The organism is Vibrio sp. 14N.309.X.WAT.E.F5, from assembly GCF_030397615.1.
GTDB lineage: Bacteria > Pseudomonadota > Gammaproteobacteria > Enterobacterales > Vibrionaceae > Vibrio > Vibrio lentus.
Genome location: NZ_JAPNXR010000005.1, coordinates 172,435 through 187,700, shown reverse-complemented (window position 1 = coordinate 187,700; position 15,266 = coordinate 172,435). Strand labels below are relative to the sequence as shown.

Annotated in this window: 13 protein-coding genes; 8 read left to right on the top strand and 5 right to left on the bottom strand. The window is 44.4% G+C overall.

Annotation, left to right across the window (positions count from 1 at the left end; genetic code table 11):
- Window positions 1-44: 44 nt before the first annotated feature.
- Both OW495_RS08285 and OW495_RS08280 read right to left on the bottom strand, forming a co-directional pair.
- Window positions 45-2,585, bottom strand: coding sequence for a glycosyl hydrolase family 18 protein (locus OW495_RS08285; RefSeq protein ID WP_102513771.1), 2,541 nt, complete (start codon window positions 2,583-2,585; stop codon window positions 45-47).
- 386 nt (window positions 2,586-2,971) lie between these two features.
- Complete coding sequence (locus tag OW495_RS08280; RefSeq protein WP_065111764.1) at window positions 2,972-3,436, bottom strand: DUF2850 domain-containing protein; 465 nt, start codon at window positions 3,434-3,436, stop codon at window positions 2,972-2,974.
- 309 nt (window positions 3,437-3,745) lie between these two features.
- Between OW495_RS08280 and OW495_RS08275 the strand changes: the two genes are divergently transcribed.
- Window positions 3,746-4,027: a pyrimidine/purine nucleoside phosphorylase gene (locus OW495_RS08275; RefSeq protein WP_289885963.1), complete on the top strand. Its 282-nt coding sequence runs from the start codon at window positions 3,746-3,748 to the stop codon at window positions 4,025-4,027.
- A 231-nt stretch (window positions 4,028-4,258) separates the two neighbouring features.
- Here the strand turns inward: OW495_RS08275 and OW495_RS08270 are convergent, their stop codons facing one another.
- The gene (locus tag OW495_RS08270) at window positions 4,259-5,131 is read right to left on the bottom strand and encodes a pirin family protein (RefSeq protein WP_289885962.1); all 873 of its coding nucleotides are present in this window, start codon (window positions 5,129-5,131) and stop codon (window positions 4,259-4,261) included.
- 158 nt (window positions 5,132-5,289) lie between these two features.
- Here OW495_RS08270 and OW495_RS08265 point away from each other — a divergent pair, with 158 nt between their 5' ends.
- The gene (locus OW495_RS08265) at window positions 5,290-5,571 is read left to right on the top strand and encodes a hypothetical protein (RefSeq protein ID WP_029225699.1); all 282 of its coding nucleotides are present in this window, start codon (window positions 5,290-5,292) and stop codon (window positions 5,569-5,571) included.
- 44 nt (window positions 5,572-5,615) lie between these two features.
- Here OW495_RS08265 and OW495_RS08260 read toward each other — a convergent pair whose 3' ends face one another.
- On the bottom strand, window positions 5,616-6,806 hold the full coding sequence (locus tag OW495_RS08260) for a GGDEF domain-containing protein (RefSeq protein ID WP_289886051.1): 1,191 nt from the start codon (window positions 6,804-6,806) through the stop codon (window positions 5,616-5,618).
- 315 nt (window positions 6,807-7,121) lie between these two features.
- Between OW495_RS08260 and OW495_RS08255 the strand changes: the two genes are divergently transcribed.
- Entirely contained in the window at window positions 7,122-7,460 is a 339-nt protein-coding gene (locus OW495_RS08255) for a DUF1840 domain-containing protein (protein ID WP_289885960.1), read from the top strand.
- A gap of 171 nt (window positions 7,461-7,631) precedes the next feature.
- Here OW495_RS08255 and OW495_RS08250 read toward each other — a convergent pair whose 3' ends face one another.
- Complete coding sequence (locus OW495_RS08250) at window positions 7,632-8,402, bottom strand: hypothetical protein (protein WP_289885958.1); 771 nt, start codon at window positions 8,400-8,402, stop codon at window positions 7,632-7,634.
- Between the two features lie 368 nt (window positions 8,403-8,770).
- Here OW495_RS08250 and uhpT point away from each other — a divergent pair, with 368 nt between their 5' ends.
- The 5 genes from uhpT to manA all read left to right on the top strand — a co-directional run bounded on the left by uhpT (window position 8,771) and on the right by manA (window position 15,239).
- Window positions 8,771-10,165 carry a hexose-6-phosphate:phosphate antiporter gene (uhpT, locus tag OW495_RS08245; protein WP_099165936.1) on the top strand — a complete coding sequence of 465 codons (1,395 nt, stop codon included), beginning with the start codon at window positions 8,771-8,773 and terminating at the stop codon, window positions 10,163-10,165.
- Between the two features lie 147 nt (window positions 10,166-10,312).
- On the top strand, window positions 10,313-10,921 hold the full coding sequence (gene uhpA, locus OW495_RS08240; RefSeq protein ID WP_289885955.1) for a transcriptional regulator UhpA: 609 nt from the start codon (window positions 10,313-10,315) through the stop codon (window positions 10,919-10,921).
- Window positions 10,921-12,417 (top strand): signal transduction histidine-protein kinase/phosphatase UhpB, encoded by a 1,497-nt coding sequence (gene uhpB / locus OW495_RS08235; protein ID WP_289885952.1) that lies wholly within the window; start codon window positions 10,921-10,923, stop codon window positions 12,415-12,417. Before uhpA ends, uhpB begins: the two co-directional genes overlap by 1 nt.
- Window positions 12,418-12,425: 8 nt before the next feature.
- Window positions 12,426-13,766: an MFS transporter gene (locus tag OW495_RS08230; protein ID WP_289885951.1), complete on the top strand. Its 1,341-nt coding sequence runs from the start codon at window positions 12,426-12,428 to the stop codon at window positions 13,764-13,766.
- A 267-nt stretch (window positions 13,767-14,033) separates the two neighbouring features.
- Window positions 14,034-15,239: a mannose-6-phosphate isomerase, class I gene (gene manA / locus OW495_RS08225; protein WP_289885950.1), complete on the top strand. Its 1,206-nt coding sequence runs from the start codon at window positions 14,034-14,036 to the stop codon at window positions 15,237-15,239.
- Window positions 15,240-15,266: the final 27 nt, after the last annotated feature.

Here is a 15,266-nt window from a genome sequence, read left to right as displayed (position 1 = left end):
CTTTACTGTTAAGTGTTTAGTTGATGTTTAGCTAAACCTTACTTTTAGTTAGCACAGCTTGCTGGACCGATCTCTTTCCACACGCCCCATTGGCCTGTCGTTGTTGGATCTTCACCGGTTGTCCACCATTTCGCTTCCCAAACCTTACCGCCTTGAGTTACTTGGTCGCCGCCAGTGTAAACCGCACCTGAATCCCAAGCGTTAGTACACGTACCGCCGCCTGAGGTTTTCTTAAGAACTTTCACTGAAGTAGCCGCGACTGATGTCTCTGTGCCATCGCTCACTGTTACAGAGAAGTTCAGAGTTGTGTCTTGCGTGTATTCCGCCGCCACAAAGCTTACTGAAGAACCTTGAACCGTTGCATCAATACCAGCAGGTACATCCCACGTGAAGGTCAGTGTGTCTTGGTCAGCATCGCTCGAAGACGAAGCATCAACCACGACTACATCACCCGCATTCACTTCAGCCGGAGCCGTAACCACAGCAACCGGTGCTGTATTGACTGGGCCTGTGTCTTTAGGAGTTACCGTTACAACAACGGTGTCAGTTGCAGTCGCACCTTCGTTATCAGTTACCGTTAGGCTGAACGTGAGTACTTCTTGTTGAGCGACTTCAACCACATCGAAGCTTGCAACAGCCGCATTCGCGTTGGCCAGAGTTACTGCCGTTCCGCTTACTTGTGACCAAGCATAGCTCGCAATCGTACCGTCGCTGTCTTTTGAAGCGCTACCGTCTAGAGAAACAGAAGCTGGGCCTTCAACCGATTGGTCTGCGCCCGCTGCTGCGGTTGGTTTACGGTTTACAGGATCAGTAGTTCCACCTGCTAGACCTTCATGCATCGCGTTCAGGATATCGCCGTTATCCGCATCAATTTCCCAAGAGAATAAACCAGCAAGGCCAAGGCTACGAACGTATGCGCCTTTTGCTTTCACTGAGCGGTCATCATCAAATGTGATCAGCTTGCCTGAAGTACGGTTCCAAACGTAAGGCGCTTCTGCCATTTCGTCGTAACCATATTCAAAGCCGTTGATGCCTTGGTTGTTTGCACCAAGCATGTTCGCTTTAATGCCTTTGTAATCGATAACGCCATCTTCCCATACACCCTGAGCAGAGCTGCCGGTCAGTTTGCCATTACCTACGCCAGTCATTGGGTCGCTTGGATCTGAAAGTGATGATGGTAATACGCCTTCCCAACCACGACCGTACATCGCTGTACCAACCACAAGTTTGTTGGCTGGAACACCTTGCTCAAGTAGCAATTGGATGCCGTTGTCAGTGGTGTAAGCTAGACCAGTGTACTGTTCGCCATTTTCATCAAGGCCTGTGCCATCACATTGACCAGGGCGCATGAAGTTACCGCAGTTGAGTGCTGTTTGGTGACCTAAGACGTTGTTCCAACCGCCGTAGAAGTCGTAAGTCATTGCGAAGATGTAATCCATGTATTGGATAGCATCGCCGTAGTTCACGTCTTCAATCTTATCGTGACCAACACCGATCGCTGATGTTAGCTCGTAAGTACGGCCGTTCTCAGCTTCTAGCTCATCCAACATAACGCGCAGTTCTGCCATCAATGCAATGTAAGCAGGGCCGTCATTCACAGGGTCACCAAGATCGGGAGCAGCACCGCCTCCACCAGGGAATTCCCAATCGATATCGACACCGTCGTAGAATTTCCATGTGTTGAGGAATTTCTTAACCGATGCAACGAAGGTGTCGCGGTTCGCTTTTGTAGTGAAATCGAAGAACGGGTCAGACAGTGTCCAACCACCAATCGATGGAATGATTTTTAAATCAGGATTACGCTGCTTAAGCGCCATCATCATCGCGTAGTTACCCTTGATAGGGGAGCTGTATTCGTGCCCTGCTTGCGGGAAACTTTTTTGGAAAGCGGCCCAAGGATCATGAATTACTACTTCGTAATCGTTAACGCCCTGACACGCTGTCATGAGTGCGTTGTAGCTGTTACCGCCTACTGATTTCACTGATTCATTAGGACCACAAATTGGGATGAAGCCGTAAAGGATATGGGTCAAGTTGTCAGCGGGTAGGTTATCGACTGTGTAATCACGGCCATAGATGCCCCACTCAACAAAGTAAGTACCTACTACCGTGTTTGGATCTGTGTTGTATGACTTGTTGTTCGGGTCCACATTCATCGCAAGTGGCGCTAAGTGTGAGCCATCGGTATCTGCGATTGTGATCTGAGCGGGTGCACTCTTGGCACAGCCTGTTTCGTCACAAGCTTCGATTTCCATCTGAAATAAGCCGCCTTGGCCGTATTCGAATGAAGCTGTCGTTTGGCTGCCAGTTATAGGGCCAGTGGCCACTTTAACGCCATCAAAGTAGATGTTGTAAGTGTTTCCTGACGTTCCGCTCCATTGGTTAAATTTAACGTCGACCTTTGCTTTGTCGTGATATTTAACCATCTGGTTATAGCCAGAAGTCGTTTCCATCGCGAGTTCAATTTTAGAAAACTGTAGGTTGTTGGAACCGTACATGTCGATGCTAGGTGCTGTTGGTGCAGCTAATGCTGTACCTGATAGCGCTAGAGCAATGCTTGCCGCACAGGTATTAATACGAATCATACTATTTCTCTCATTCCTTGAAGGTTACGAGAACCAAATGGCCCCATAAACGGCTCCAATCAGTTTTGAAGGAGCTTCCCAGTCAGTATTCGAGAGAGTTTTAATTTTATAACTGAAAATAAATCCGTTTTCGATGGACAACTAAAAAATATTGTTTCGTTACAATTCTGTTGCTTAATGAGTGAGAGGCTGAGTCCATGTTTTATAAAATAAAACATCCTTCAGAATGAAAATCTCATAAGTGAAATTACGCGACATGAAGTTATGAAAAGATGCGACAAACCATAAGAAAATATCGTCATCTGAAGGGGAGTCACAGAGTTGGATGTATGAAGCTGAGATAGGTTGCGTGATAAATACAGTGCTTATTCAAAAAACTAAGGGGTTTATCGTTTGAATTGTTCCGCTAATGAAGCGCGTCGTTGCTGCATAACACTGTGGGTATCACCCGCGGCTGTGTCTTCATAGCCCTCTTTAATGAACTGTTGTGAAGGGACGCTCGGAACGAGTCGTTTTAAACGAGGGGAATCGTAGGTACCACTTATCGTATAAACGGTTGACCCAGAACCTGTATTGATGGTGACAACTTTGCCATCAAAATCAAATGAAGTACTGATGAAACGATGGTTCATCATCACGCCATTGTCGGAAAGAGTCAGGATGTCGGTTTTGTAAGGTGGAGCGCCAATCTCTATCCATGTGCCGTACACATTACTTGGGCTGACGGATTGCTGGTGGGTTTGATAGGCGAAATACCCTGCAGTGAGAGCAATAATAGCGGCAACCAATAAGAAAATGTAACGTAACGAGTTGGCAAATAGATCTGCTATTTTGGTGCTCTTTTTCGCCATGTTCTCGTCTTTTCCTTACTCATACTGCCTTAAATACTATAAATTAAAACCTTAGTTTGCAAAGATAGTTGCGAGAGTTAGAAGCAGGATCGAATGTTCTAGATAAATGGGTTGCTTTGGCTAATTTTAAGTTTTTCTGATGACATTCGTTCAGTCAATGCATCTCTATTGTAGAAAAGACTTAAGCTATGCGTATTTATTTCTTGTAGGAATGTCGTGAATTGGTTAAAACAATTATCACGTGAATTTACGCATAGGCTGATTCATTGAAGCCCAATAATTGCAATTTGAAGATAACAAGGAAGTACAATGATTAAAGAGAATACATACTTTGATGGTGGCGTTAAGTCGTTAGCGTTTAATCAGTCTGGTGCTGATGTGAGTGTTGGTGTGATGGCTGCTGGCGAATATACATTCGGTACCGCAGCTCCGGAAAAGATGACCGTTGTTAAGGGTGCTCTAATTGTGAAGCGTATTGGTGATGAAGATTGGACAACATATCAATCTGGTGAGTCTTTTGACGTTGCGGGCGATTCTTCTTTCGACCTACAGGTAAAAGAATCAACGGCTTATTTGTGTGAGTACTTATAAGAAGTTGTGTTTTAGTTTCTGACTAATAAGAAAAAACCACGCTCTAAGAGCGTGGTTAAATAAGTGATAGTAACCGGCAGTGGATAGTGTCACTTGTTTTTACAGTCATCAAATGGACGACCAAAATTCGTTGTTCGTTGCAAAATCTCTTCAATCTTCAATCTTCAATCTTCAATCTTAAATCTTAAATTCAAATCTCAAATCTCAAATCTCAAGACAGATATCTGCAAATCAGTAAGTCTCAAATACGCCGTTGTTGTAATCCTGAATCGTCTGTTCAATCTCTTCCATCGAGTTCATGACAAACGGACCGTAGTGCACGACAGGTTCATTAATCGGTTGACCAGAAAAAATCAGTACACCTGAATCTTCGAGGCTTTCTAAAGACAACAATTCAGCCTTGGTGAGTAGGGCAAGCTGACCTTGGTTGATCACTTTGTCGCCGATCTTAATACTGCCTCGGTACACGTAAGTCATGGCATTGTGATTAACATTAGTCCCTAACGTCACTTTTTGCCCTGAATTCGCTCGCCAATCCGCAACGCTTAACGGCACACCTGTTTTCTGTAATGGTCCTTGCGCTTGTAAAGCCTCTGAATCATCGTCAGTTTGGTTATACAGCTCAAATCCACCTGCAATCACTCGTAATAAACCGCTTTGTTCATCTTGATGTTCTGCAATGCTTTCACTCTGGAAATCATGGTATTGCGCTGGCTGCATTTTGTGTGTTGCTGGCTGGTTTATCCAAATCTGAAAGCCGTGCAACGCACCTTCTTCCATCATCGGCATTTCACTGTGAATCACACCACGACCCGCGGCCATCCATTGTGCGCCACCGCTGCGAAGTTCACCGACATTCCCCATGTGGTCCTTGTGTTGGAAGTGACCTTTAAGCATGTAAGTCAGCGTTTCTATCCCACGGTGAGGGTGAGGAGGAAAGCCACCAACATAGTCCTTGCTTTCATCCGGCTTAAGTTCGTCGACCATCAAAAATGGAGAGAAACGCGTGTTATTGAAACCAGCGAGTCTTTGGATTTTGACGCCATCACCATCGGAAGTGGCATGTGCTGCAATCACATGATCTACTGCTCTTACATTCGTCATTTTGAAACCCTCATAAACTGGAATAGCTGTAGTTTATGTAATTTGATTTCAAAAGAAGATGGCATAGCGTTGAGTGTCTTATTCGAAAATCTTGAACAGGTAAGAATATGAAATTATGTCTATACTTGAGTGTAGAGTAGACCGCCAAGGAGGCCGCTATGGCAGTTCAGCAAAAACATGGCGAAAGGCATGGTCGGATGGGCTTTGATAACGACTTTACAACGGAGCAAAGCCAACGTTTTACCGAGGTAGCGAATAGCGCTGTTAAACGTCGCGTGAAAAAACGTGAGATTGAAGCCCCGTTTCTTCAGTCGGCCAAGCAAGCCGCTTTTAAAACGGTAGTGAGACCTAGAGGCAATAACCCAAACCGAACACGACAAGTTGTTTGGATCATTGTGATCGGGTTAGTGAGCCTTTGGCTTATGTATATGGCTGGTTAGTACGCTTAATTGTGAGCGATATTAGGTGTAAGCGATATTAATGGCTAGCGTTGACGCGTTTTTAATAGCGTAACATTGTTCCCTTCCAATTTCGCTTCAAGACAATCTTCAAGTTCAGAAGAATCAGATTCTGAACAGGAGAGGTTTGCAGGTAATTCTTCTATCAAGGTCGATACTGGGTTGTCGTGATAATAAGCGTATCGGTTTTTCCCTGAATGTTTCGCCACATACATCGCTTTATCGGCGCATCTCGTTAACTCATGTAATTCTTGTGCATCTTGCGGATACAAAGAAACCCCAACACTGAGTGTGAGTTCTTTTATCCTTTCGTTGGTCTGACAACCACTCTCAAACAACCCACATATTCTATCAAGAATACCGTCGAGGTCTTTTCGAGTTGGGATGTCATAGAGCATTAGAACGAACTCGTCCCCAGCAAAACGCGCGATGGAATAATCGTACTCATGATTCTTTCGATCTCTAGTTCGAATGTTGTTACTCAAGCGATTGGCAAAATGCTGCAAGACGCTATCGCCCACATCGTGGCCGTAGCTGTCATTGATACTTTTGAAATCATCGATATCCAGAAACACCAATGCGGTGAGGGATCGTTTGCTATCAACGGTGGCTAACTTCTCGACCGCCCAACGTTCAAAACTCCAACGATTGGCCAAGCCTGTAAGTTGGTCTCGATAGGCCAGATCTTCAATGCCTTCTTTGTAGAGGCGTTGAATATAGCTGACGGCTTTTGTGTAGTAATAGGCCGATGTATGACACACCAAACTCATGGTAAACAGGCTAAGAATAAACCGATGTGTGCTGTTAAATGGCAGAGAAAAGTTATTGGGCATTGCCGTAATCAGGGTGCTGATAAACAAACAAAATGAGGTGCTAAATATGATTCCAATTCTGAAGTCATTGATAAAAATCACCGCCGCCAGAATAGGGTAGAGCCAAAGAATTCGGTCAGGAATGGCGTGACTGTACAAAAATAGGATGACCCCTTGAACCAGCAAAACACCGCTCAGGATCAATTCTGAATACTTAGGGTTAATGACTTTTCTTACGTAAAATGCATTGGAGATAGCGATAAGTGCAAAACACAGTTCGAAAACCGACAGCGTGTAATGTTGGCCTTGGAAGTAAGCCCAAGTGTAAAAAATGAATAACGCCGCGGCAGTCAGTGAAAAGGAGTGAACAATTTTTTGCTTGCGGGTGGAGCGTATGTCCGCCATTTCTTCTAGGTGTCTGCCGACGAGCCTTTTCATGTGATTTGTGCCAAAGATTTTGATAATGGTATTAATAGTAGATTAAATAATAAGCTACGCGGAGACTTAGACAGCTATTTAGTGTGACTGTAATCAATCTTTCATATGAAAGAATAATCAAATCATTATAAATCGTGATGTACGTCACCGACGGTGCAGGTCGTCTCTAGAACATGGTATTCAAAGATCAGGTTGGTAGAGGCTATTTGATTATTATGTACTTGCTTTCCAATGATTTACTCAACATAGTTTGTAGATACCTAAATTTGATAGAGGCTCATTATGTTAATTACTTTTAGTTGCAAGGCTCATGCTAGCGTCACGATGTTTGGTGAGGTCGGTCTTCAGTTCATTAAGATGCTTGGACATAGTGGCGCGATCCCAGGAGCCATCGATGCTCCAGACGTTCCTCAAGCTCTGGATAATTTACGCACTGCGATCGCCGCAGAGCAGAGCAAACCCGTAGAGCAAGAAAATGCTGATGAGGACAATGAAGAAGAAGTTGTTGAAGCGCCTGTCAATATCGGTAGCCGAGCTTTTCCGTTGGTTGAACTGTTGAAAGCCGCTATCAAAGAAGAGTGCGAAGTAATGTGGGAAGACGGCAGCGGTAAACGACTGTAGTTCGATTCGCACAAAACGTAACAAGCCTATCGAATCTATTTTAATAGGAATGAATGTTGAGCCAGTATCGGGCACGCCATGGAGTTTGATGGCGATGAACCGATACTGGCGTTTTATTTGATCTGCGATTTAGAAGCTAATAATTAATAACGAACCGCTAATAACGAAAAGCTAGCTGGCTTTGTTAAATCGAATTGATTGTATTTTCTTTTCACTACCATCTAGGTAAGCGTAGCTTTCTAAGATCCAAAGCTGGCTATTGAGCATACCTAATTCAATGCGAACATCAGCACTATTTACGCCCTCATAGATGACATCTTGGATGTTAGTTGGATAAAAATTGTAACGATTATTTTGAGATTGAGGCTCGCCAGCAAAGTTGACATTCACCTTGGTGGCTTGGTTGGTGACATCCATTTGGTAGCCTTGAGCTTCATCGTAAGAGAACTGAGCCGTTAGGTTGATACCTTGTGAATTAGCTACGCTCACCTCAGCTTGACTAATACTGTTCAGTTTTCCTGTCGACTCCAAGTCCGAGATGGTATCCAGAGTGTTAACGTGATTGTGGATAGTGACATCCCATTCGCCAATGAAATTATTGAGTTCTACCCAATTTTGTTGCTTTGTTTCTGTTGGTGCTGCAGCGTTCACGTTGGTATGTGCAATAGCTTCGTTGCGGCTATCGTGACGGATGTTGTCTCGATTACTTCTGATGTCGTTACCTGCACCTGCAACCCCGCCGGCTACTCCGCCGACAACGGCACTTTTCATTGCTAGGTCAGCATCACCTGTTAATGCACCTATCGTGAGCCCTAACAGTGCGCCACCGACTGCGCCCTGCTTGGTGCTCGCATTGGGATCATCTTCACCAGGTGTCACACACCCAGCAAGTAGTGGAAGGCTGATAGCAATCGCAAGTGATGATTTGATCATTGAATTCATAGTTGGAACCTAAAATGTGTTTACAAAAGGATCCAAACTTTATCAATGCAATGTCAGGCAACCATTATGAATAATGCTTTGTTTGTTGCGAAGTGTTTCACTTGTTTCTGTTTATTTACACGGTTCGTCAGCCTTGAAATGAGCGACTTTTGTTATCGTAATATCAATACATAACACACCGTAAACAAAGTGATGCTGTTCACGGTTTCTTGACTCCCAATTCCGAACTAAGAATTTTTCCTAGTTATTCTAAGACCCTCTCTCATGCGGTCGATTTTTAGACTCCTTATTATTTCACGGTCAACTAACAAAGAATGCATGGTCGCAATTATGCCGTGCAGACCTCACAAAAAATAAGAGAGTTCACAATGTTAAAGTTCCTAGATCAGGTTAGAAAACCGACGCTGGATCTTCCGGTCGAAACTAGAAGAAAGATGTGGTTTAAACCCTTCCTGCAATCGTACCTAGTCGTGTTCATTGGTTATCTAACCATGTATCTAATCCGTAAGAACTTCAATGTCGCACAAAACGACATGATTTCTACTTATGGGTTATCAATGACGGATCTAGGTCTTATCGGTCTTGGTTTCTCAATTACTTATGGTATTGGTAAAACCGTCGTTTCCTATTACGCCGATGGTAAAAATACCAAACAGTTCCTGCCATTCATGCTTGTCCTTTCTGGTATTGCCATGTTGGGCTTCAGCTTCAGTATGGGTGGCGGCAGCGCTAGCTTATTCATGATGGTTGCCTTCTACGCATTGAGTGGTTTTTTCCAAAGTACGGGTGGCCCTTCAAGTTATTCAACAATTACTAAATGGACGCCTCGTAACAAGCGTGGTTCGTATTTAGGTCTTTGGAATATGTCGCACAACGTGGGTGGTGCGGGTGCTGCTGGTGTTGCTCTGTTTGGTGCGAACTACCTATTTGATGGCAACGTAATTGGTATGTTTGTTTTCCCATCGATCATCGCGATTGTCGTTGGTTTCATTGGTATGCGCTTTGGTAACGACTCTCCAGAAGCATACGGCTTAGGTACAGTTGAAGAGTTATTTGATGAAGAAATCAGCGAAGAAGATACAGCTGCTGAAGAGAATCAAATGACCAAAAAAGAGATCTTTGTTGAGTACATTCTTAAAAACAAAGTGATCTGGTTGCTCTGCTTCGCGAATATCTTTTTATACATTGTTCGTATCGGTATCGATCAATGGTCTACCGTTTACGCGTATCAAGAGCTAGGCCTATCAAAAGAAACGGCGATTTCAGGCTTTACTCTGTTTGAAGTCGGTGCTCTGGTTGGCACATTGATGTGGGGTTATTTATCAGACCTTGCGAACGGACGTCGTGCTTTAGTTGCTTGTGTATCGCTTGGATTGATTATTGTCTCTCTAGAGTTCTACCAAAATGCAACGAGTGAGTTCATGTACCTAGCGTCACTGTTCATACTTGGCTTCCTAGTGTTCGGTCCTCAACTGTTGATTGGTGTTGCTGCGGTAGGTTTTGTACCTAAGAAAGCAATCAGTGTTGCTGACGGCGTGAAAGGCACATTTGCTTACCTAATTGGTGACAGCTTTGCCAAACTTGGCCTAGGTATGATTGCAGACGGAACGCCAATTTTCGGCTTAACGGGTTGGAAGGGGACATTCGCAGCACTCGATACGTCAGCTGCCATTTGTATCGTGTTATTGCTATTCGTTGCGGTTGCGGAAGAGAAGAAGATTCGTCACGCGAAGAAGATGCACCTAGCGGCTCAAAACGCGTAGTTAGTCTCGCGTGCTTTATTTGATTAAAGCACGTGAGATCATACCAATCGTTAGTTCGATTCAGTATCATCTCTATCAATAAACTTAATTTTATATAGCTCCTATCGGGGCTATTTTTCTTTCTTACTCTTAATTTTGGTTGATATCATGATTAATGTTGCGCTTGTTGATGACCACGTCATTGTTCGATCTGGCTTTGCTCAATTACTCAGTCTTGAAACTGATATTACGGTCGTGGGTGAATTCAGCTCTGCGGCAGAAGCGCGCCTCGGACTACCAAGTTGTCACCCTGATGTCGTTATCTTGGATATTTCAATGCAAGATGAAAGTGGCCTGAGTTTGTTGGAAGAAATTCCATCGGGCATTGCCAGCATCATGTTGAGCGTACATGACTCTCCGGCGATGGTTGAAAAGTCGTTAGAGTTAGGAGCTAAAGGTTATCTCAGCAAGCGCTGCAGTCCTGATGAGTTAATTCAAGCCGTACACACGAGCGCAAATGGCGGCTGTTACCTTACGCCAGATATCGCAATAAAGCTTGCTACACCACTAAAGAATAAGGCCTCTTTAAATCAGTTAACCCGCAGAGAAAGCGAAGTGTGCCAATTATTGGCGACAGGGCTCGATGTAAAATCTATTGCTATTGAGTTAGGGGTTAGCCATAAAACGGTACATGTGCACCGTGCCAATGCTATGGACAAACTTAATGTTAAAAACAACGTTGAGCTAGCCAAACTATTCACTCAAGAACAGTACTAATGCGTTCTTACCTAGCAACCTCCCTGTGCGGGGTTTTTATGGCGGGTTGCGCATGGTTTTGTTTGTGGGTTATCGCTTTCTATTTTATTAATGACCCTGAGTTAGCCATTCTGCTTTTCCCATTCTCCCTTCGATTGGGAATGACGCTGCACACTCGTACACAATATTGGCCTGCCATTTACGTTGCAGAGTGGGGGCTCGCAATCGCTTTGGCTCTATTACTGGATGAACCCCAATGGTTAACCGTTTTAATCGCCAGCGGATTAAGCATTCCAGCTACTCTATTTGCCAAACGGTATTACTATGGTGACCAAAACCGGCACTTATTGGTCATGGCCAGCATTATAATGGTGACTTCACTGATCAATGTCGCTGTCGTCGGTTCTCATGTGCCTGCAACTTACATGGTGTGGTTGGTGAGCATCACTGGCGGGTTAATGCTCGTCCCTATGTGTTATCTAGTTTGGAACTATCTATTTCAAAACAAGTGGGCGCCGTTGAGCTCTTACTTAATTCACAATGCTGTAGAGTTTAAAATTCGTCACATTGCCTTATACAGCATATTGCTGGTGGCTAGTATTTTGATACAGACCAGCCTGCCAGATGAACTCAGACGCTTTGCCCCATTTTGTATGGCGATTCCTATTATCTTGTTGGCGGTTCGCTACGGGTGGCAAGGCGCTTTGCTCGCGACCTTGTTAAACAGTGTCGCGCTGATAGCTGCCCACAGTGGAACGTCCAAACTCGAAATTACCGATTTACTCTTATCTCTTTCCGCTCAAACCATCACTGGCATATTGCTGGGGCTTGCGGTTCAAAAGCAAAAAGATCTCAATTCGAAATTGCGCAGTGAGCTCTCCAGAAATCAAAATCTTTCACGTCAGTTAATCACGGCTGAAGAATCGGTTCGTCGTGACATTGCTCGTGAGCTACATGATGAGATTGGCCAAAACATCACGGCAATTCGAACTCAAGCAAATATTATTAAGCGTGTTGATGCCGCTGAAATGAGTGTTAGTTGTGCGGGCACGATTGAGTCATTGTCTTTGAATGTTTATGACACCACCAAACGCCTACTCACAAAACTAAGACCTAAAATGTTGGATGACCTTGACCTAAAGGACTCCGTTGAACAGCTGATACGGGAAATGGAGTTTTCAGATCATGGCGTTGATATCCAGCTAAATTGGCAAGGTGATTATTCATGTTTGAGTGACACGCTTAAGGTCACTCTCTTCCGACTGTGCCAAGAATCCTTAAACAATGCCCATAAATACGCCGGTGCGAGCGAGATTAAAATTGAACTGATTTTGGATGATCAGGCTTATCTTCAGATATCAGATAATGGCGTTGGTTTTACAGCGCAAGATCTTCTCAAGGGGATGGGTGTTCGTGGTATGCAAGAGCGCGTTCAGGCGCTCGGTGGCAAGATGATAATCAACGCTAATGGTTCCTCTTCGGGCACCAATATCAGCGTTACATTACCTAAAGTGTGAGAACGAGTATGTTTGGATTTCTGCGCTCAACAACGTCAAATCGTCATACTCTAAGTGATGACGAGGTCAATCAGAGTTACCGCTACTGGCGCCTTCACATCATGATAGGTATGTATGTTGGTTATGCCGGTTTTTACTTCACTCGTAAAACCTTTAATTATGCCGCACCAGCCATGATCACCGATCTTGGCTTAGACAAAGGTGATATCGGCTTAATTGGCACGCTTTTTTACCTTTCTTACGGCTTATCGAAATTTATCTCAGGGACAATATCGGATCGTTCAAACCCGCGCTACTTTATGGGTCTTGGCCTAATCGCGACAGGCTTGATCAATATCGCGTTTGGCTTTTCTAGTTCGTTGGCCGCTTTTATCTCGCTTTGGGTGCTCAATGCATGGTTCCAAGGTTGGGGGTGGCCATCATGCTCTAAACTACTCACTACTTGGTATTCTCGCTCCGAAAGAGGATTCCGTTGGGCAATCTGGAATACAGCACATAACGTTGGTGGGGCATTGATTCCTATTCTCGTGGGCTATCTAACTCTCCAGTACAGTTGGCGATCAGGTTTTATCTGGCCGGGTGTGATTGGTGTTTTTATCGGTCTTATCGTCTGTTGGCGCTTACGTGATAAGCCCACCACCATGGGGCTTCCGACTGTAGGGAAGTGGCGCAATGACCATCTAGAATTGGCGCAAGAGAGCCATGGGCAAGGGTTAAGTTATCGAGAGATCTTGAAAACTTACGTGTTCAGCAACAAGTACATTTGGTTGCTCGCTTTTAGTTATGTGTTGGTTTACATCGTAAGAACGGCCGTCAACGATTGGGGGAATTTATATCTCACCGAAGAACACCATTACAGTTTGATCAACGCAAATGCTGCTTTATCTCTGTTTGAGATTGGTGGCTTCGTTGGTTCACTTGTTGCTGGGTGGGGATCGGATAGACTGTTTGCTGGTAACCGTGGCCCGATGAACATCCTGTTTGCGATTGGTATTTTCCTCTCGGTATCTGCTTTATGGCTTATGCCATTAACTAATTTTGTGTTTCAAGCTGCAGGGCTATTTTGTGTTGGCTTCTTTGTTTTTGGCCCTCAAATGCTAATAGGCATGGCTGCCGCGGAATGCTCACATAAAGACTCTGCCGGGGCGGCAACCGGCTTTGTTGGCTTGTTTGCTTACATGGGTGCAGCTCTCTCTGGTTACCCATTAGCGCTCGTTCTAGAAACTTATGGCTGGAGTGGGTTCTTCATTACCATCTCTACTTGTGCTGCGGTCATCGGGTTACTGCTACTGCCTTTCCTACAAGCTCAATCACCTCAGAAAAGTGCAGAGGCTCGCTCTGGTTTTTAAGGGGTTTCTTCGTAAATAAGATAGCTGCTAATGGTCCTCTGGTTATTGTGCAGCTATCCTATCTTCAGCGTTTTTTATACGTAGCATTCAAATGTGACTCTTTTCACGCTTTTCATCGTTCTCACCCGTTTCTAAGAATTTTTCCTATTGCGTCTAAGACCTCATCTCATGTGGGTTCTAGCTGCTCTCTGTAGTCTTTCTAATTATTTACGTTATTAGAAATCAGCTCTCTGAATTGTGTTCAAAGGGCTCACTACGGAAAACGCCATGTCATTCAGCCACTTCTCAGAGCACTCATTTTTCCCAATGGAAAACACCATCCAAAATTATGCATGGGGGAGCATTTCTTCTATACGTGAACTGTTTGGCTTTAAGAATGAGTCACAAGAGCCGCAAGCGGAAGTTTGGATGGGAGCGCATCCGAAAGGTTGTTCAATGGTCAAACTAGACCAACATTTGGTGCCTCTCTCTGAGCTGATTAACAAGAATAAACCGGCCTATCTATCTACTGATATTGCGCAGGAGTTCGGTGAACTGCCGTTCTTGTTTAAGATCTTGGCAGCAGAAAAGGCACTATCGGTTCAGGTTCATCCAAACAAGCGTCAAGCCGAAATTGGCTTTGCGAGAGAAGAGCAAGCAGGAATCCCTCTGACTGCAGGACATCGTAATTACAAAGACTCGAACCACAAACCTGAATTGGTTTACGCGATCACTGAATACCAAGCGATGAATGGCTTTCGAGATTTCAATGAAATATTAGGCCTGTTCAAAAAGTTGGATTCGATCGAGCTGGCTGGTTTGGTTGAAGAGTTTGGTAACAATCTTGATTCTTTAGGTTTAGAAACGTTTTTCCGTGATCTGTTAACTCTAGATGACCAACGTAAACATCAAGCATTAGAGCAACTTCTGACTTACGCAGACGCTCACGAAGACCAAGCTGAGTTTGCTTTGGTTACTGAGCTTAGCCATCAGTACCCGAACGACATCGGTTTGTTTTGTGTTCTGCTGCTTAACTTGATCACGCTAAAGCCGGGTGAAGCGATGTATTTGAATGCGAACACTCCACACGCTTACATTAAGGGAACCGGGCTCGAGATCATGGCAAATTCAGACAACGTGCTACGAGCAGGTTTAACGCCAAAACACATTGATGTGGCTGAGTTAGTCGCCTGCACAAAATTTACGCCAATCCCGTTCGAACGCTTATTATTAGCACCCTCAAAACTGGGTCAATGTGATAGCTATGATATCCCGGTCAGTGATTTTGATTTCAATATCTTTCATCGCCCTCAGCAAGAAGAAGTCATCACAAGCGGCGCTGAAATATTAATGGCAATAGACGATGATCTAACGCTCGTGAGTCAGAAAGGCGAGCACTTAACGCTTACTAAAGGGCAATCGGTGTTTATCCCAGCCTATATTGGTCATTACGAATTGAGCAGCAACGGCAGAGTGGCGAGAGCGTTTAACTAGGGGAAGCGATGAGCTTGAAATGCTATC

Coding starts and splice junctions, on each gene's coding strand:
- OW495_RS08285 (WP_102513771.1), bottom strand. CDS start 2,585: ATGATTCGTATTAATACCTGTGCGGCAAGCATTGCTCTAGCGCTATCA.
- OW495_RS08280 (WP_065111764.1), bottom strand. CDS start 3,436: ATGGCGAAAAAGAGCACCAAAATAGCAGATCTATTTGCCAACTCGTTA.
- OW495_RS08275 (WP_289885963.1), top strand. CDS start 3,746: ATGATTAAAGAGAATACATACTTTGATGGTGGCGTTAAGTCGTTAGCG.
- OW495_RS08270 (WP_289885962.1), bottom strand. CDS start 5,131: ATGACGAATGTAAGAGCAGTAGATCATGTGATTGCAGCACATGCCACT.
- OW495_RS08265 (WP_029225699.1), top strand. CDS start 5,290: ATGGCAGTTCAGCAAAAACATGGCGAAAGGCATGGTCGGATGGGCTTT.
- OW495_RS08260 (WP_289886051.1), bottom strand. CDS start 6,806: ATGGCGGACATACGCTCCACCCGCAAGCAAAAAATTGTTCACTCCTTT.
- OW495_RS08255 (WP_289885960.1), top strand. CDS start 7,122: ATGTTAATTACTTTTAGTTGCAAGGCTCATGCTAGCGTCACGATGTTT.
- OW495_RS08250 (WP_289885958.1), bottom strand. CDS start 8,402: ATGAATTCAATGATCAAATCATCACTTGCGATTGCTATCAGCCTTCCA.
- uhpT (WP_099165936.1), top strand. CDS start 8,771: ATGTTAAAGTTCCTAGATCAGGTTAGAAAACCGACGCTGGATCTTCCG.
- uhpA (WP_289885955.1), top strand. CDS start 10,313: ATGATTAATGTTGCGCTTGTTGATGACCACGTCATTGTTCGATCTGGC.
- uhpB (WP_289885952.1), top strand. CDS start 10,921: ATGCGTTCTTACCTAGCAACCTCCCTGTGCGGGGTTTTTATGGCGGGT.
- OW495_RS08230 (WP_289885951.1), top strand. CDS start 12,426: ATGTTTGGATTTCTGCGCTCAACAACGTCAAATCGTCATACTCTAAGT.
- manA (WP_289885950.1), top strand. CDS start 14,034: ATGTCATTCAGCCACTTCTCAGAGCACTCATTTTTCCCAATGGAAAAC.